The sequence below is a fragment of the Rhodococcus sp. G-MC3 genome, assembly GCF_030063335.1.
Taxonomy (GTDB): Bacteria; Actinomycetota; Actinomycetes; order Mycobacteriales; family Mycobacteriaceae; genus Rhodococcoides.
In genome coordinates, this window is the sequence record NZ_JASISW010000008.1 from 127,707 (window position 1) to 144,976 (window position 17,270).

Consider the following 17,270-nt stretch of genomic DNA (forward strand, 5'->3'; position numbering starts at 1 on the left):
TTTTGAAAGGGAATCAATGTCTTTACCGCTGAGCGGAGTTCGGGTACTCGAACTCGGCAATTACATCGCCGCGCCGACGGCCGCGCGCATGCTCGCGGACTTCGGAGCCGAGGTGATCAAGGTCGAACGGCCGGGTACCGGCGACGAACTGCGCAACTGGCGGCTCTACTCGGGTACTACGTCGATGCTCTACCGGACGATAAACCGAAACAAGAAGTCGATAGTGCTCGACCTGCGAACCGAACAGGGGCGCCAGGACGTCATCGATATTGCCGCGCAGTGCGACATCGTGCTCGAGAACTTCCGGCCGGGCACTTTGGAGAAGTGGGGCATCTCGCCCGAGAAGCTCAGCGAGAAGAATCCCGAGCTGATCATCACTCGCATCTCTGCATTCGGGCAGACCGGCCCGATGTCGCAGCGTCCCGGCTTCGCCGCCGTCGCTGAGGCCTACGGCGGATTCCGCAACCTCGTCGGCGACCCCGACCGTCCGCCGGTGAGGGTCGGAGTATCCATCGGTGACTCCATCGCCGGTCTGTACGCCGCATTCGGTTGTGTCATAGCGCTTTTCCAGCGAAAGACCACCAAGTCCGGTTTGTCGTTGGAGCAACGTTCCATCGACGTGGCATTGAACGAATCGATTCTGTCGATGATGGAATCACTCATTCCCGACTATCTCGCGTACGGCGTAGAACGTGAGAGAACGGGAGGCCGGATGGAAGGTATCGCACCGTCGAATGCCTACCCGTGCAACGACGGTCATTCGATCATCATCGCCGGCAACGGCGACGCGATCTTCCAGCGGTACATGGAGACGATCGATCGACCGGACCTCGGAGCCGACCCGGATCTGGCGTCGAACGCCGGTCGATGGAAGCGGCGCGACGAACTGGATGCAGCCATCTCCGCGTGGACGGGATTGCACTCACGCGCCGAGGCCCTCGAGATTCTCGATGCCGCCGGGGTGCCGTCGGGTCCGATCTACACCGCGGCCGACATCGTTGTCGACGAGCAGTACAACGCGCGCAACATGCTCCAGAACTTCGCGGTCGATACCGGCGAGGATCAGCCGGTCGACGTCGGATTCGTCGGTATCGTCCCGGTGATCGGCGACAAATCCTTACCGATCAGGTCGGTGGGGCCGGAGCTTGGCGAGCACACAACAGAAGTACTCAGGGACCTACTGGGCAGGAGCGAGAACTGATGTACGAATTCACACCGGCCGCCGAGTTGCGGGACGTCACCATGCGCGACGGATTGCAGCTCACCGGCAAGATGCGTCCCACCGAACGTAAACTCGACGTCATCCGACAGCTGATCGCGCTCGGTGTTCCGACGCTGGAGATCGGATCGCTTGCGCGTCCGGACAAGGTGCCGCCGATGGCCAACACTCTCGAGGTGATCGGTGAACTCACCGCCGACGAGCTCGCGAAATGCTGGGTGTGGGTTGCCACGCCGCGGCATGTCGAGAAGGCGGCAGCGGCAGGCGCGCGCAATTTCCAGTACTGCTTCTCTGCGTCGGATGCCCACAACCAGGCCAACATCGGGCGTACGACCGAGGTGTCCCTCGCGGCGATGCCCGACGCCACCGAGATCGCCCGATCGGTGGGCGGACAGATCGAGTTGTGCATCGCGACGTCGTTCACCTGTCCGTTCGACGGGCCGGTGCCCGAAGAACGTGTCATCACTATCGCGAACGACGTACGCGCCGACGGCGCAACCGATATCGTCATCTGCGATACCCTCGGCCAAGCGGTGCCTGCGCAGGTGACCTCGTTGGTCTCGCGCGTCGCAGCCGAATCTCCGAAGCGCCGCATCGTCTTCCACGGCCACGACACCTGGGGACTCGGCGTCGCGAACACGCTCGCGGCGATATCGGCCGGCGCCACACTGGTGGACGGCGCTCTTGGGGGCCTCGGCGGTTGCCCGTTCGCACCGGGGGCGAGCGGCAACACCTCTAGTGAGGACATCTTGTTCGCAACACGTCCGCCGTGGTTCACTCCCGATACCCTGGCAACCATGGTCGACATTTCCGAGAAACTCCTCGCCGAGCTCGGTGAGCCGATGCGCTCCAAAACAGTTCAGGGCGCAAGGTCGAACGCGCAGGCATTCGAGTGGGTCATATGAGCAAGATTCTCGTCACCACTCCGATTCCGGCGCCGGGGATGGACATTCTCGCGGCCGCGGGTGAGGTGGAGGTTCTCGAGCTTGATCACGACGGTCTGATCGAGCGATGTGCGTCGGGTGACTATGGGGTTGTCGTATCCCAATTGCGGGACCGATTCGACGCCGAATTACTGTCGACGGCAAATCTTGTCGGTATTTCCAACTACGCCGTCGGATTCGACAACATCGACATTGCCGCGGCGACGGAGCGCGGCATCACCGTCGCGAACACCCCAGGCGTGCTGACCGATTCCACGGCGGACATTGCTATGTTGCTGATCCTCTCGACAGCACGACGTGTCGTGGAAGCCGACCATTTCGTGCGGTCGGGCGCCTTCGCCGGCTGGGAACCCGAGCTGTTGCTCGGCAGCGACGTCTCGGGCCGGGTGCTCGGTCTGGCAGGCTTCGGCCGCATCGCGCGAGCAACAGCGCGGCGTGCACTTGGCTTTGGGATGACCGTCAAGTTCTGCCCACGGCCGCCGTCCGACCGTGAGGTCACCGATGAGGAGCTGGGTGAGTTCGCCGGACGCATCGAGCATGTGTCGTGGGAGGAATTGGTTGCCAGCAGCGATTTTCTTTCACTGCATGTCCCACTCAGCGCCGACACTCATCACCTCGTCGACGAACGCGCACTCTGGTCGATGAAAAATTCCGCCATCCTGATCAACACCGCTCGCGGTCCGGTCGTCGACGAGGGCGAACTGGTGGCGGCCCTCCGTGAACGGGTGATCGCGGGTGCGGGCCTGGACGTGTACGAGAACGAGCCCGAACTGGCACCGGGGTTGGCAGGATTGCCGAACACCGTTCTGTTGCCGCACGTCGGTAGTGCAACGGTGTCGGTACGCTCGGAAATGGCGCGGTTGTGCGCCGAAAACGCTGCGGCAATGGTGCGCGGCACGCTCCCGCCACATCCGGTCAATTCACAAGCGTGGAATCAGGCAGGATAGCGGCCGCCGAGGGTACGGGTGATCTGCTCGGCGTGCGAGACGAGTAGGTCGACCCAGTTCTCGCACTGCGACAACGGCATTCGTAGAGTCGGGCCGCTGATGGTGACTGCGCCGATGATGTCGGAGGCAGAGTCGAATACCGGGGCGGACAATCCGGACGCCCCGGTCTCTCGCTCACCGGTGGTGATGGCGTACCCGTCGGCGCGGGCTCGTACAAGTGTGCCGCGCAACGTTTCCGCCTCGGTGATGGAATCCGCAGTGACCTGCTCGAGGGTGCCGGCGAGAATTTTCTCGGCCAGATCGGCGTCGTAGGCGAGCAGAACGCGGCTCGCCGATCCGACGTTGAGTGGAATCACTTTGCCGACATACATGTCTCGTCGCAATGCATGCCGCGTTTCGGCTAATGCGACGCACACCCGGTAGGTCTGTTCGGGACGAAAGAAGCAGGTGGTCTCACCGGTGAGATCGCGAACTTCTTTGAGGACCGGGTTGACGATCGACAACACATCGAGGTCTTTGGTCGCGGTGGCCGCCCAGTAGGCCATACGGACACCGATTCTGATCTGATCGCCACTTCGATCGAGGAAGCCTTGCGATACGAGATTGGTGACCAGGCGCTGAACCGTCGAGGTCGGAATGCCCGTCGCCTGTTGGATTTCGCCGAGTGTCAGCGAGGGCCGATCGAAGGAGAAGGCGTCGAGGATTTCGGTGATCTTGGCCAGCACGAGAAGTGGCTGTTGCTTGGATCCGGACTCGGTACTCACCGGTCCAACCTAGCGGTACGTCTGTCGACGTGGCGGTGGAGGATAAACGCGATGACGCAGATCGCACTGTTCGACACCAGAATCAGGAAGTCCTGGAACGGTCGATGGTGGGTCAGCCGGAGTCCGAAGGTGACCACGAAGCCGAGGGCGACGTCGACGAGGGGCAGAATCAAGAGGGTGGCCGCAATTACGGCCGCGGCGTCACCGAGATCGACGAGATGCTCGAAGCCCGGCTGTGTGTCCTCGGGACATTGTTGCTCGCACAGGCGTAACTTCGGAACTCATGACCGATCGGCGCACATTGACCACCGGCCGAGTGGTGTTCCTCGTCGTCGCAGCGGCAGCTCCCATGGCTGCCATGATCGGCAACGTTCCCCTGGCTCTGATTCGAGGAAACGGCGCAGGCCTGCCCGCTGCCTTCGCTGTCAGCGGCATCGTGCTTCTGTGCTTTTCAGTCGGGTTCGCCGCGATGAGTCAGCAGGTCATCAACACCGGAGCGTTCTACACCTATGTCGGGCTCGCGCTCGGCAAACCGCCGGGTGTCGCCGCCGCGTACGTCGCGGTGATCGCCTATACGTCGCTCGCGTGTGGGTTGGCTGCGGCATTCGGCTATTTCACCCATCTTGTGGTGCTCGATTCCGGCCCCGACGTCCCGTGGTGGGTGTTCAGCGCCGTAGCCGTGGCTATAGTCGCCTGTCTCGGATTCCGCAACGCTGATCTGTCGGCGAAGGTGCTGGGCACCTTGATGGTCGCCGAGTTCGCTTTTCTCACGGTGTTCAATGTGCTGGTGGTGGGCCAGAAAGGCACTGCCGCACTACCGTTGGCGTCGTTCTCACCGGACCAAGTGTTCTCGGGATCCCTCGGCATTGCCATGATGTTCGCGTTCTCGAGTTTCATCGGTTTCGAGTCCGCAGCCCTGTACGGGGAAGAGACGAAGGACCCGCGCCGCAGCATTCCACGCGCCACGTACATCGCTGTGACGACCATTGCAGTGTTCTACGTGCTCACGAGCTGGATCATCGTCGGCGCGGCCGGAGGAGTCGACGCGCCGGCGATGGCACGAACCGAACTCGGTAATCTGCTGTTCACGCTCGCCCGCGAGTTCGGCGGAACCATCCTGTACGACGGCACCGCCGTGCTCCTGTGCACGAGTGTCCTCGCGTCGTATCTGGCAGTGCACAACGCGGCGAGTCGATATCTGTTCGCCCTCGGCCGCGAACGCGTGGTGCCGGAAGTGCTGGGCCGCTTCCACGCGAAGCACTTCAGTCCGCACATCGGGAGCATGACGGTGACGACAGCCTGCACGGTCGCGCTGATCGTGTTCGCGCTGGCAGGAGCCGACCCGTATCTCGTCGTCGCGGCCGGAGCCATCGGGCTCGGAACGCTTGGCGTCATCGCTCTACAGGCCGCTGCAGCGCTGTCCGTCGTGGCGTTCTTCTGGCGCCGCGATGATCGCTCGGTGCTGCGAACGATCGTCGCTCCCGGTATCGGATTCATCGGTCTGACAACAGGTCTGGTTCTCGCTGGTACGCATTACAGCACCCTCACCGGATCGGACTCGGCGGTGGTAAACGCAGTTCCCGTCGTGCTCGTTCTCGCCGCGATCACGGGAATTGTTGTCGCGCTGCGGTTCAGACGCCGCAATCCCGAGGTGTACGCCGGTATCGCGAGGGGTCACCTGCGTTAGCGCGCCACTACCCGCGGCGCGATTCCAGCAGCCGCAACCAGACCTCGCTCACTGTCGGGTACGACGGAACCGCGTGCCATAGATCGTCCAGTGTCACCTTGCCCACAACGGCAATTGTTGCGGCGTGCACCAACTCGTCCACCCCTGGGCCCACGAACGTTGCCCCCACGACGACGTCCGCGGTCTTGTCGATCACCAACTGCGCATGGCCCGCGTAGTTGTCCTGCTGCAACGAGGATCCAGCGACGGCGATGTCGACACCGACGATCTCGACGTCGATCCCGCTATCCCTGGCCTGCTTCTCGGTCTGGCCGACGGCCGCGACCTGTACCGGAGTGAACACGACCTGCGGAATCTGGCCGTGATCGGCCGACGCCGCGAACCGCTTGCCGTCCAACGGCTTCCCCGCCGCACGTGCGGCGATGACATCGCCAGCGACTCGGGCCTGGTACTTCCCCATGTGGGTCAGCGGGGCCCGCCCGTTGACGTCGCCTGCCGCGTACAGCCACGGCTGTCCGGGTACTTGAAGCTGGTCGTTCACCTCGATGTACTTGCCGTCCTCGATACCGACCGCGGACAAGCCGAGATCGTCGCTCGCGGGCCTGCGGCCGGCAGCGACCAGGATCTCGTCGACGGTGATCCTCTCGCTTCCCACGGTCAGCTCCGCCGGGCCTCCGTGGATTTGGCCGATCCCCGTGTCCTTCGCGTCCGGCCGAGACACACTCGTCAGATCGGCGTCGAACAGAATCTTCGCACCACGCTTCTTCAAGGCGTCGGCAACGAGATCACTCGCGAACGGCTCGCCGTTGGCCAGTAGTCGCGATCCCCGCACGATCAACGTCACGTCGGCGCCGAAGGCGAGCAACCACGTCGCCGCTTCCGTGGCAACCACACCACCGCCGATGACGGCGACACGCTGCGGGATCTCGTGGATGTTGGTGGCGTCGCGGGAGATCCACGGTAGGGCGTCGCGCAGCCCAGGGGTGTTGGGAACGGAGGCCGACGTGCCGGTCGCAATCACCACGGCGTGACGGGCAGTCAGCGTGCGGCCGTCGACCTCGACGGCCCGCTCTCCACTGATGCGCCCATGGCCGCGGACAACGGAAATTCCGGTCGACTCCGCCCACTTCACCTGTGACGAATCGTCGAGGCCGTGCGTGAACGATTCCCGACGAGCCAGCACAGCGTCGACATCGAGGGTCCTCTCGCCGACGATTTCCTTCACTCCCGGCATGTTGCGCGCTGTCTCGAGGACTTCGCTCGGGCGAAGTAGTGCCTTGCTGGGCATGCACGCCCAGTACGAGCATTCACCACCGACGAGTTCGTGCTCAACGATCACCGCCGTTCGATCGCTCCCGGCGATGGCGTAACTCGCGGCGTTCTCCCCGACTGGGCCGCCGCCGATCACGATGACATCGAATTCGTCAGTAGTCGTCATGTCACCAGAGTGGCATAGGGTCTTCGGCCATGGGGAAGACGAGGAAAAACATTCTGATCACCGGCGCAAGTTCTGGCCTCGGCGAAGAGATGGCCAGGCGATTCGCCGCCAAGGGCCGAAACCTGGGGCTGTGCGCCAGGCGTGAGGGCCGTCTGGAGACTTTGCGCGAGGAGTTACTCGCGGCCAACCCTGGCATCTCGGTGGCGATCCGCGGCCTGGACGTCACCGATCACGACGCCGTCGCAGCGGTATTCGGTGAACTTCGGGACGAGCTCGGAGGGCTCGATCGTGTCGTCGTCAACGCCGGACTCGGCAAAGGGGCAAAGATCGGCAGTGGCAGGGCCGAGGCAAACCTGGCGACTGCGCGCACCAACTTCATCGGAGCGCTGTCTCAATGCGAAGCCGCGCTGGAAATCTTCCGCGCGCAGAAGTATGGCCACCTGGTGTTGGTGAGCTCGATCAGCGCCGACCGCGGCCTGCCCGGCGCCAAGGCCGTCTACTCCGCGAGCAAGGCAGGCGTGGCCGCTCTCGGAGAAGCGCTCGCTGCCGAACTCGCCAAGACCGACATCGTCGTCACCACGCTCCTGCCCGGGTTCATCGCCACCGACATGTCGTCGAAGGCAGGGGACAGCAGCGCCCTGACAGCGACTCTCGACGAGGGCGTGTCCGCCATGGTCAGCGCCATCGAAAAAGAACCGCGCCGCGCTGCGCTCCCCGGCCTGAAGTGGCAGGGCATCGACGTCGCACTGCGGTTCCTACCCAACGAACTGACGAATCGACTTGTCTGATTACTGGAGGTAGTGCTCGACCTGCTCGACGCTGTTGGCCTCCGCGCCTTCGGGATTCTTCCCTGCGTCGTGGCGTGCGCGCCGCTGACGCAGTAGGTCCCAGCACTGGTCGAGCGCGTGCTCGATGGAGGCCAGCTGGGCCTTTTCTTCGGTGGGGTCGATCTCGCCTGCTTCGTTCTGCGACCGCAACTTGTGCTCGGTGGCGACCAGTTGTTCGATCTTGCTGTAAATGTCGTGCTCGCTCATAGCCTTCACGCTAGTCCTCTGCGCCCATGATCGGGCCGGTAAACCTCGGCGCGCCAGGACTGTCGATGCGCGAGCGGTGAGGATTGCCGCGTAGCGGATATCCGTCGTGACGAGGGCCAACGTCGACTGCCCGTTCAGCGTCGAGATATACGAGGACAGAGCAGTCGTCGTTCGGAGCAGTTCCGCGCCGGGGTGCAGGGCCCTGGTCACCAGCGCGGACGCGGGGTGACCGCCGACGGAGGCGATGGTCTCCGGCAGCGCACCGATGTTGGAGCACAGCACCCGCGCAGTGCCCGGTGACGATGTCAGACCTGCCGCGAGTGAATCCGGCAGAAGCTGGACTATCTCGGCGGGAAATCCACTGGGTGCGCCTGCCGGTGCTGCAAAGGCAGTCTTGCAGGCGTTCTTGATGTCCGACGGTGAATCGTCAACCGAGACAGCGATGGTCGCCATGCCGATACCGTTGGCTCCCGGTGTTTCGGAGCGAAACGGAACGTTGACGCTCACCGGCATCGGTTCGCCGAGTTCGGCGGCGATCTGGGCGACGAGCGAAATGAACTCGGAGTTCGTCAGCGCTGCCTCCATCTCGAACACCGCTGTGCTGATGTGCGCCTCGTGCGATTCGGGACGGCCCGAAGACCGGAGGTAATCAGCCAATTCGCGCCGGGACTCGCGTCGGAAAATCAGTCCGGCGATCGCTCGCGCGGACGATTCGGTGACGCGCGCGAGCAGTGACACGGCGTCGGTCGGATCGGATCGGTGACGGATCGGGTGTTGTCGTGGCGCGCTCCCCTCGAACGCTTCACCCGCCGCCGCAATCAACCCAGCGGCGTCCGCGAGTGCGTGTGAACACACCAGCGACACGACGGTCCCGCCGGAGTCCACCGGAGCAACGGACATACGCCACCCTGGACCGTGCTCGGGATCGAGTTCGATGTCGCCTTGCGCATCCGCCCAGCCGAGTACGTCGGACTCGGGGATGGGTCCACTCTCGTACGCGAGTGGCAGTGTGTCGGACGAGCCGATCCATCGCCGACGTGCACCAGGAATCTTAGGGGTGACCACGCGACGGCCGAGCCGACCGTACGCGAGATTGGCATGAATGGCAGCGAAATCCACTCGATCGACGTGCTCGGCACACCGCCAGACCGCCTGGAGTACGACGGGAAGTCCGAAGCCTCGATGCGTTCGAAGAAAGATGTCGTCGATGACGGACAGTCGATCGTCGATCACGGGGTGGCGATGCCGTGTCTGCCGGCGCCCGAGGCAAATTGCCGCGCACCACCGAGCGCATCGGCCGCCATGGAGATGGCACCGTGCCTGAACTCGTTGGTGATGGCGTCTTCTTCTTCGAGCCCATCCTGTTCGATGAGCGAGAGTCGATCCTGGCGCATACATGTCTGCGGCAGCAGAGCGAGTTGGGCCGCGAGAGCCTCGGCTTCCGAGCGCGCTCGCCCGACGGGGACTACCCGGTTGGCGAGGCCGATCGCGAGGGCCTCCTCCGCATCGATCGCCCTGCCGGTCAGAATGAGGTCCATGGCGCGGGACGCGCCGATCAGCCGAGGGAGCCGAACTGTTCCACCGTCGATGAGCGGGACACCCCAGCGGCGGCAGAACACTCCGAACGTGCTGTCTTCCTCCATGATTCGAAGGTCGCACCAGAGCGCCAGTTCGAGACCGCCTGCGACGGCAAATCCCGATACCGCGGCGATCACTGGTTTCGACAGTCGCATCCGCGTCGGACCCATCGGTCCGTCGCCGTGTTCGGTTGCGTGGTTGGAACGCTCGGTGCCGAGTGCCTTGAGGTCGGCACCGGAACAGAACGTTCCGCCCTCACCCCACAGCACCGCGACTGCTGCGTCGGAGTCCGCGTCGAACTCCTCGAATGCCGCCACAAGTTCAGCGGCGGTCGGGCCGTCGACGGCGTTCCTCGATTCGGGGCGCGAGAGCACGATGGTAGTAACAGGTCCGGAGCGTTCGATCCTCACCGACATTCCTCGACGGTACTCGAGAGGTCTTGCTTGAAGCAATGAATGGGTGTTCACTTCTTGCTATGCCGTACCGCCGCACCTCGGCCGTGCAAGCTCGTCTCGACGCCGGACGCGAGAAACTCTTCGCCTCGGCGATCGACGTCCTGTCCGTGCACGGCTACAAGGGCCTGTCGATCGCCTCGGTGGCCGCTGCCGCGGGAGTATCCGCCGGCAGCGTCTACACCCATTTCGAGAACAAGTCCGACCTGCTCGTCGCAATTTTTCGTGAGGTATGCGGTCGGGAGGTCCGCGCCGTCGCCTCGGCCTCGGCTACCTCGGCCGCAGGCACCGTCGTCGAACGTGTCACTGCCATCGTCGAGACCTTCGCAGGCCGCGCGATGAAGAACCGAACGATGGCCTACGCGTTGCTGGCGGAACCAGTCGAGCCTGCCGTCGACGCCGAGAGGCTCGTGTTCAGGCGCAGCTTCACCGGTGCCATCGCCGGTGCGATCACCGCAGGCATCGCCGCAGGAGAGATCCCCGAACAGAACGTGGAACTCGCGGCAGTGGGGTTGGTCGGCGCGGTCGGTGAAATTCTGGTCGGGCCGCTCAGCCCTGATCGTGCCCTGAGCCCTGAGCACGATCCTGCCGCCGACGTCGTCCCCGATCTCGTGTCCTTTGCCCTACGCTCGTTAGGAGTCCGTTCATGACTTTTCCGCTCACTCATACGGTGTCGAACCAGGTTCCCGATCTCGTTCCGTACGACACATCCGAGGACGCTTCCCTGCTCGAAGGACTACGTCGCGAAGGTGCGGAGTGGGCCGAGGAGGATGTCCGCGAGCTCGGCGACCTTGCAGGCAGCGCCGAGGCGCAGGAATGGGGGCGTCTCGCCAACGAGTACCCACCCGTCCTACACACCCACGATCGCTTCGGAAACCGCGTGGACGAAGTCGAATTTCATCCGCACTGGCACAACCTGATGTCGGTGGCCGTTGCCAACGGACTGCACGCGACGCCATGGCAGTGCGACCGATCGGGCGCCCACGTCGCGCGCGCCGCGAAGTTCTACGTCTGGGGCCAGACCGATGGGGGCCACATGTGTCCCATCTCGATGACCTACGCGGCAGTACCGGCGCTGCGGCACAACCGCGAGCTCGCCGAAATCTACGAGCCGCTGCTGGCGTCGACGCACTACGATTTCGGGCTTCGCGTCCCGACGGAGAAGCGCGGGCTCACTGCTGGCATGTCGATGACGGAGAAGCAGGGCGGTTCCGACGTTCGCGCGAATACGACGACTGCAACACCGTCGTCGGATGGCACCTACACGATCGTCGGACACAAGTGGTTCACCTCGGCGCCGATGTCCGACATGTTCCTCACCTTGGCGCAGGCTCCCGGTGGACTGTCGTGCTTCTTGCTGCCCCGCGTGCTTCCAGACGGCACCCGCAATCGTATTGCGCTGCAACGTCTCAAGGACAAGCTGGGGAACAAGTCCAACGCGTCGGGTGAGCTCGAATACCTGGGCGCAACAGGATGGTTGATCGGTGAGGAAGGACGCGGCGTCCGGACGATCATCGAGATGGTGAACATGACGAGGCTGGACTGCGTCATCGGATCGGCTGCCGGAATCCGCAATGCGACGGTCCGTGCAGTGCATCACGGCCGGCATCGCTCTGCTTTCGGTGCTGCGCTGGTGGATCAGCCCTTGATGCGAAACGTGTTGTCGGATTTGATCGTCGAATCGGAGGCGGCCACGGCCGTGATGACGAGGCTTGCCGGGGCCACCGATCGCGCAGCGCGAGGCGACACTCAGGAGTCCGAACTTCGCCGTATCGCGTTGGCCGTCAGCAAGTATTGGGTGTGCAAACGGGCGCCCTCGCACGCAGCCGAGGCGCTGGAGTGTCTCGGCGGTAACGGGTATGTCGAGGAATCGGGTATGCCGCGGTTGTATCGAGAGTCGCCGCTGATGTCGATCTGGGAAGGCTCAGGCAATGTCGCCGCGCTCGATTCGCTGCGCGCGCTGGCGAAACAGCCCGGCAGCGTCGAGGCATTCTTCACCGAGGTCGGCCTTGCTGCGGGTGCCGATTCGAGGCTCGACGACGCCGTGTCCCGGGTCGGTAAGGAGCTGGCAGACCGGTCCGACATCGAATATCGAGCGAGGCGCGTCGTCGAGCTGATGGCCGTGGTGTTCCAGGGATCGTTGCTGGTTCGGCACGGAGACCCGGCCGTGGCAGACGCGTTCTGCGCAAGCCGTCTCGGCGAGGACTGGGGCAATGCCTTCGGGACCCTGCCGACGGGTGTCGATACAGCTGCAATTCTCGACAGGGTTCCCGGCTGAGCCGGAGTACCGAGAATCCCAGATATTCAGGTCATGTCCGCGCGCTGAACCTCCCCCGCGGAACCTTGTTCTCGGCCGCTCGAACGAATCCGCGTGCCACTCGGTTGGTCAACGCCTTCGGAGTGTCCAAATCCTGCCAATTCCACCGGACGACAATCCATCCGAGATCCTCCATTCGATGTCGTCGCCGCCGTCCCTCGAAGTCCGGAGGCGTCGGATCGGCCCCGTAGGTGCCGGTTCCCTCGAACATGCCGATGACGCCGTGGTTCGGGTAGAGGAATCCGGCTGAACCGACGAGCGATCCTTCCTCGTCGTACACCCGCTGATCGAGCAGGGGAGGGGGCAGCGGCAGCGTGTCCAATTGCAGTCGGCTCCGCGTCTCTCCGACGCTCGCGCTCGCCTCCGACATCGAACCGATCGCCTGACGTGCCTTTGCAATGCCCGTTCTGTTCTTGGCGCTGCCGACCGCACTGTGCAGTTCGTCCATGGTGGTCAGGCCCGTGCGAAGGGCGTAGTCGCCGATACAGACCGAGGGGACGAGAGGCATGGACCTACAGAGGTCTGCGATGGTCCGCGACACTGTCGTGACCGGAAAGCCGTCGATCTCGGTGAAATCTTCGTCGGGTAGCGGTGAGCCGTGCAGAACCCGCTGCCTGCCACGTTTGCTCGCATACGTGCGGTCGATGGTGAGCGTGACCTTGTCGAGGGGAATCTGCCACGTCTCCAGACGATGAAGAACTGCGGCGGTGACGTGGCTGAACACCGCTTTGCTGCTGGACTCCGAGTAGGTGGCCTCGGCCAGTATCAGGTGTCTGGCGTGGGGGTCGAGACTGCGAAGCACCTCGGTGCGGAGAAAGTAGCCGCGTCGAATCGTGTGCAGCAGGCCTTGCGATCGCGCACGCTTGAGGTCCTCATCGGTGTAACCGGCGTGCAGCGCGTCGCTCCGGGAGAACATGCCCGGCTGATCGAAGTCCATACTTATTTGGACGCATCAGCAGCCCGATCGGATCCATCAGGTTCTGAAACCGGGCGTAGGTGCGCGCCGCACCCTTACTCGGAACGACCCCGCTGCTTGCGGTACCAGCGCACCAGTGCGTCGGTCGACGAGTCGCCCTGGCGATCAGGCGCGTCGGCGTCGGTCAGTACCGGAGTGAGCTCGAGCGCCTGGGTCTTGCCGAGTTCCACACCCCACTGATCGAACGAGTCGACGCCCCATACGACCCCTTCGGTGAACACCTGATGCTCGTACAATGCGATCAGCTGTCCGACGACGGATGGTGTCAGCTTCGGCGCAAGGATCGATGTAGACGGCCTGTTGCCTGGCATGACCTTGTGCGGAACTACGTTGGCATCGGTGCCCTCGGCCGTGATTTCCTCGGCGGTCTTGCCGAAGGCAAGGACCTTGGTCTGCGCGAAGAAGTTGCTCATGAGCAGATCGTGCATGCTGCCGGTGCCGTCGCGCGTCGGGAGATCGTCTGTCGGCTCGGCGAATCCGATGAAGTCTGCCGGGATCAACCGTGTTCCCTGGTGCAGCATTTGGTAGAACGCGTGCTGACCGTTGGTTCCCGGCTCGCCCCAGAAGATTTCGCCGGTGGAGGTGGTGACGGGAGTGCCGTCGACCTTCACGGACTTGCCGTTCGATTCCATGGTGAGCTGCTGGAGGTACGCGGGAAAACGTGACAAGTCGTTCGAATATGGCAGCACTGCACGGGTTTCGGAGCCGAAGAAGTTGCTGTACCACAGTCCGATCAAGCCGAGGAGGGCAGGAGCGTTCTGCTCGAGCGGAGTTGTGCGGAAGTGCTCGTCGATCTGGTGGAAGCCATCGAGGTACTCACCGAAGGCTTCCTTGCCGATGACCGCCATCACCGACAGGCCGATCGCGGAATCCACCGAGTAACGCCCGCCGACCCAATCCCAGAAGCCGAACATGTTGGCAGTGTCGATGCCGAACTCCGACACTCGCTCGGCGTTGGTCGATACCGCGACGAAGTGCTTGGGGACGGAATCCTCACCGAGTGCGTCGACGAGCCAACGCCTCGCCGCCGTCGCGTTGGTCAGTGTCTCGAGAGTCGAGAACGTCTTGGACGCGATGATGAACAGCGTGCTGGCGGGATCGAGGCCCTCTAGGGCGCCGACGAGATCGGCGGGGTCGACGTTGGAGACGAACCGGGCGTCGATGCCGGCGTCGGCGTAGTGGCGAAGCGCCTTGTACACCATGACGGGTCCGAGGTCGGATCCACCGATACCGATGTTGACGACGGTGGAAATCTTCGATCCGGTGCCGCCGACCCACTCGCCCGAGCGCACCCGGTCGGTGAATTCGCCCATGGCAGTGAGGACTTCGTGGACATCGGCCACCACGTTCTGGCCGTCGACCTCCAGCGTCGCGTCTTTCGGAAGCCGCAGAGCCGTGTGGAGAACGGCCCGATCCTCGGAGGTGTTGATGTGCTCGCCCGCGAACATGGCGTCGCGACGGCCTTCGACGTCGGCCGCGCGAGCAAGTTCGACCAGCAGTGACACGGTCTCACTGTCGATGATGTGCTTGCTGTAGTCGATGTGCAGATCGCCTGCGGCAAGGGTGAACGTGCGCCCACGGTCGGGATCCGCAGCGAACAAGTCACGAAGCTTTTTCTCGCCGATGGACTTGTGATGTGCCGTCAAATTCTTCCAGGCTTCGGTGCTCGTGATGTCGCCGCTCATGGTGTCCCACACTAATGCGCCAGGCCTGGAAGTGCGCGCCTTGTCGTTTGTCGGTGCACGGTAACGGGCACACTCGAAGGATGGAGATCAACTCACTCATCGAATCCATTCCAGCGAAGTTGTGGATCGGCGGCCGTGCGGTCGACGCCGAGAACGGTGCGACGTTCGAGGTCCGCGATCCATCCACCGGCAAAGCGATCACGAAGGTCGCCGATGCGAGCCCGGCCGACGCGAAGAAAGCCATCGATGCCGCATCGTCCGCGCAGAAATCCTGGGCGAAAACCCCTGCACGAGAGCGAGCCGAGATCCTGCGGGCGGCGTTCGAGAAGGTCACCGAACGCGCCGACGATGTTGCCACCTTGATGACGCTCGAAATGGGCAAGGCGCTCGCCGAATCGAAGGCCGAGGTCAAATACGGCGCCGAGTTCTTCCGCTGGTTCGCCGAGGAAGCGGTCCGGATCGGGGGACGTTACACGCCTGCCCCTGCCGGTAACGGAAGAATTCTGGTGTCCAAAGTGCCTGTTGGACCCGTCCTGGCGATAACACCGTGGAACTTCCCTTTGGCTATGGGGACACGCAAGATCGGCCCTGCCTTGGCGGCCGGATGCACCATCATCGTCAAGCCGGCCAGTGAGACGCCGCTGACGATGCTCCTCTTGGCGCAGATTTTCGACGAAGTCGGACTTCCCGAGGGCGTTCTGTCGGTGCTGACGACCTCGAAGTCCAGTGCGGTCAGCGCACCGCTGCTCGAGGATCCGCGTCTGCGCAAGCTCACGTTCACCGGTTCGACCGAGGTGGGAAGGAAACTTCTCGAACAATCGGCGGGAGGATTGCTTCGTACGTCGATGGAACTCGGCGGCAACGCGCCGTTCGTTGTGTTCGACGACGCCGATGTGGACGCGGCAGTCGACGGGGCCATGCTCGCGAAATTGCGAAACGGGGGTGAGGCATGCACGGCTGCCAACCGCTTCCATGTGGCGAACAGTGTTCGTGAAGAGTTCACGTCGAAATTGGTCGAACGCATGAAGGAAATGAAGCTCGGACCCGGGATCGATCCCGATACCAAGCTCGGACCGCTGATCAACGCTGACCAGCTGAGCAAGGTTCAAGAACTCGTCGACGACGCGGTGGCAGCGGGCGCCACGGTCGCTCTCGGTGGCAAGGCCCCCGGCGGTGACGGCTACTTCTACCCGGCAACCGTCCTCACCGATGTTCCCAGGAGTGCTCGAATCTTGAAGGAAGAGGTTTTCGGGCCGGTTGCGCCCATCGTCGGCTTCGACACCGAAGAAGAGGGAATCGACGCTGCCAACAACACGGAGTTCGGTTTGGCGGCGTACATCTACACCCAGGGGCTCGATCGGGCGCTACGGGTGGCGGACGCTATCGACAGCGGAATGGTGGGTGTGAACCGCGGAGTCATCTCGGACGCGGCTGCACCGTTCGGCGGTGTGAAAGCGTCGGGCTTCGGTCGTGAAGGTGGAAGCGAAGGGATCGAAGAGTACTTGGAGACCAAGTACATCGCTCTGACCTAGATGTGGCTCTGACCTAGATGTGGCTCTGACCTAGATGTGGCTCTGACCTAGATGTGGCCCTGACCTAGGAAGTGTGCTCGTTGTGCGTGAGAACTCGACGCACAACGAGCCTCGAGGCTAGCGTCCGAGTCGTCCGCGACCCAGACGAAGCAGAAGCATTGCGAGCGTGTGGCCTTCTTGGCCGAGGCTGCTGAAGCGGTCGAGGACCTTCATTTCGCGGCTGTGCACCAAGCGAGGTCCGCCTGATGCCATGCGTGTGCGGCCGATGATCTGCGATACCTCGGTGCGGCGCTCGATGGCGACGAGGATTTCGGCGTCCAAGCGGTCGATCTCCATGCGAAGTTTGTCGATCTCTGCCTCCGACGTGGGCAACGCGGTTTCTGACTCGATCTTGGTCGTGGATGCCATTTCTTCTCCTCGTGTCACATCGTGGATCGTTGCCTGGCCCGACCCCGTTACGTACTAGTAGTTCGGTGGTGCGCCCGGGAACGACGTGTCGGTGTGTGATTAGTCACTTTAAGAACCTCGGATTTTCTCGAAGGAGAACCGCGGGGTGAAGACTATCGGCGACAATTCCCGCCATCTACGAACAGTGAAAGTGCTGCATACGCGGGGTGGCGACGAACGGCTGCTTCGATCACTGATTCAGTTTGCCACTTGTGGGGCGTCCTGGAAAGTCGCGAGTTCGGAGGGGCGC

General features: G+C 63.3%; 16 protein-coding genes. 9 read left to right on the forward strand and 7 right to left on the reverse strand.

The features are described from left to right. The first annotated feature begins 16 nt into the window (after nt 1-16). The 3 genes from QMK17_RS11255 to QMK17_RS11265 are packed head-to-tail and all read left to right on the forward strand — an operon-like array spanning nt 17 to nt 3,110. The gene (locus QMK17_RS11255; protein ID WP_283509091.1) at nt 17-1,201 is read left to right on the forward strand and encodes a CaiB/BaiF CoA transferase family protein; all 1,185 of its coding nucleotides are present in this window, start codon (nt 17-19) and stop codon (nt 1,199-1,201) included. After that, complete coding sequence (locus QMK17_RS11260) at nt 1,201-2,124, forward strand: hydroxymethylglutaryl-CoA lyase (RefSeq protein WP_283509092.1); 924 nt, start codon at nt 1,201-1,203, stop codon at nt 2,122-2,124. Before QMK17_RS11255 ends, QMK17_RS11260 begins: the two co-directional genes overlap by 1 nt. Continuing rightward, complete coding sequence (locus QMK17_RS11265) at nt 2,121-3,110, forward strand: 2-hydroxyacid dehydrogenase (RefSeq protein ID WP_283509093.1); 990 nt, start codon at nt 2,121-2,123, stop codon at nt 3,108-3,110. The genes QMK17_RS11260 and QMK17_RS11265 overlap by 4 nt, the downstream gene beginning before the upstream one ends. On the opposite strand, the gene QMK17_RS11270 is transcribed toward QMK17_RS11265, so the two are convergent. Further along, nucleotides 3,098-3,874, reverse strand: coding sequence for an IclR family transcriptional regulator (locus QMK17_RS11270; RefSeq protein ID WP_283509095.1), 777 nt, complete (start codon nt 3,872-3,874; stop codon nt 3,098-3,100). The two genes, QMK17_RS11265 and QMK17_RS11270, sit on opposite strands and share 13 nt — an antisense overlap. A gap of 104 nt (nt 3,875-3,978) precedes the next feature. Here QMK17_RS11270 and QMK17_RS11275 point away from each other — a divergent pair, with 104 nt between their 5' ends. Then, nucleotides 3,979-4,146 (forward strand): hypothetical protein, encoded by a 168-nt coding sequence (locus QMK17_RS11275; protein WP_283509097.1) that lies wholly within the window; start codon nt 3,979-3,981, stop codon nt 4,144-4,146. An 11-nt stretch (nt 4,147-4,157) separates the two neighbouring features. Further along, nucleotides 4,158-5,561, forward strand: coding sequence for an APC family permease (locus tag QMK17_RS11280; RefSeq protein ID WP_283509098.1), 1,404 nt, complete (start codon nt 4,158-4,160; stop codon nt 5,559-5,561). A gap of 7 nt (nt 5,562-5,568) precedes the next feature. Here the strand turns inward: QMK17_RS11280 and QMK17_RS11285 are convergent, their stop codons facing one another. After that, nucleotides 5,569-6,999: a dihydrolipoyl dehydrogenase family protein gene (locus tag QMK17_RS11285; protein WP_283509099.1), complete on the reverse strand. Its 1,431-nt coding sequence runs from the start codon at nt 6,997-6,999 to the stop codon at nt 5,569-5,571. A 29-nt stretch (nt 7,000-7,028) separates the two neighbouring features. Between QMK17_RS11285 and QMK17_RS11290 the strand changes: the two genes are divergently transcribed. Further along, entirely contained in the window at nt 7,029-7,787 is a 759-nt protein-coding gene (locus QMK17_RS11290) for an SDR family oxidoreductase (RefSeq protein WP_283509100.1), read from the forward strand. Here the strand turns inward: QMK17_RS11290 and QMK17_RS11295 are convergent, their stop codons facing one another. Beyond that, entirely contained in the window at nt 7,788-9,266 is a 1,479-nt protein-coding gene (locus tag QMK17_RS11295; protein ID WP_283509101.1) for a DUF2630 family protein, read from the reverse strand. It abuts the gene before it with no gap. Beyond that, nucleotides 9,263-10,027 (reverse strand): crotonase/enoyl-CoA hydratase family protein, encoded by a 765-nt coding sequence (locus tag QMK17_RS11300; protein ID WP_283509102.1) that lies wholly within the window; start codon nt 10,025-10,027, stop codon nt 9,263-9,265. The genes QMK17_RS11295 and QMK17_RS11300 overlap by 4 nt, the downstream gene beginning before the upstream one ends. Nucleotides 10,028-10,086: 59 nt before the next feature. On the opposite strand from QMK17_RS11300, the gene QMK17_RS11305 reads away from it, so the two are divergent. Next, on the forward strand, nt 10,087-10,713 hold the full coding sequence (locus QMK17_RS11305) for a TetR/AcrR family transcriptional regulator (protein WP_283509104.1): 627 nt from the start codon (nt 10,087-10,089) through the stop codon (nt 10,711-10,713). Then, entirely contained in the window at nt 10,710-12,341 is a 1,632-nt protein-coding gene (locus QMK17_RS11310; RefSeq protein WP_283509105.1) for an acyl-CoA dehydrogenase family protein, read from the forward strand. Before QMK17_RS11305 ends, QMK17_RS11310 begins: the two co-directional genes overlap by 4 nt. Before the next feature lie 31 nt (nt 12,342-12,372). Here the strand turns inward: QMK17_RS11310 and QMK17_RS11315 are convergent, their stop codons facing one another. Together QMK17_RS11315 and pgi are read right to left on the reverse strand one after the other, a co-directional pair. Continuing rightward, entirely contained in the window at nt 12,373-13,317 is a 945-nt protein-coding gene (locus QMK17_RS11315) for a type IV toxin-antitoxin system AbiEi family antitoxin domain-containing protein (RefSeq protein WP_283509107.1), read from the reverse strand. Between the two features lie 74 nt (nt 13,318-13,391). Then, a complete protein-coding gene (gene pgi / locus QMK17_RS11320) occupies nt 13,392-15,041 on the reverse strand; it encodes a glucose-6-phosphate isomerase (RefSeq protein ID WP_283509108.1) in 1,650 nt (549 codons plus the stop codon). An 80-nt stretch (nt 15,042-15,121) separates the two neighbouring features. Between pgi and QMK17_RS11325 the strand changes: the two genes are divergently transcribed. Then, on the forward strand, nt 15,122-16,573 hold the full coding sequence (locus tag QMK17_RS11325) for an NAD-dependent succinate-semialdehyde dehydrogenase (protein WP_283509110.1): 1,452 nt from the start codon (nt 15,122-15,124) through the stop codon (nt 16,571-16,573). 117 nt (nt 16,574-16,690) lie between these two features. Here the strand turns inward: QMK17_RS11325 and QMK17_RS11330 are convergent, their stop codons facing one another. Then, a complete protein-coding gene (locus QMK17_RS11330; protein WP_283509111.1) occupies nt 16,691-16,981 on the reverse strand; it encodes a chorismate mutase in 291 nt (96 codons plus the stop codon). Nucleotides 16,982-17,270: the final 289 nt, after the last annotated feature.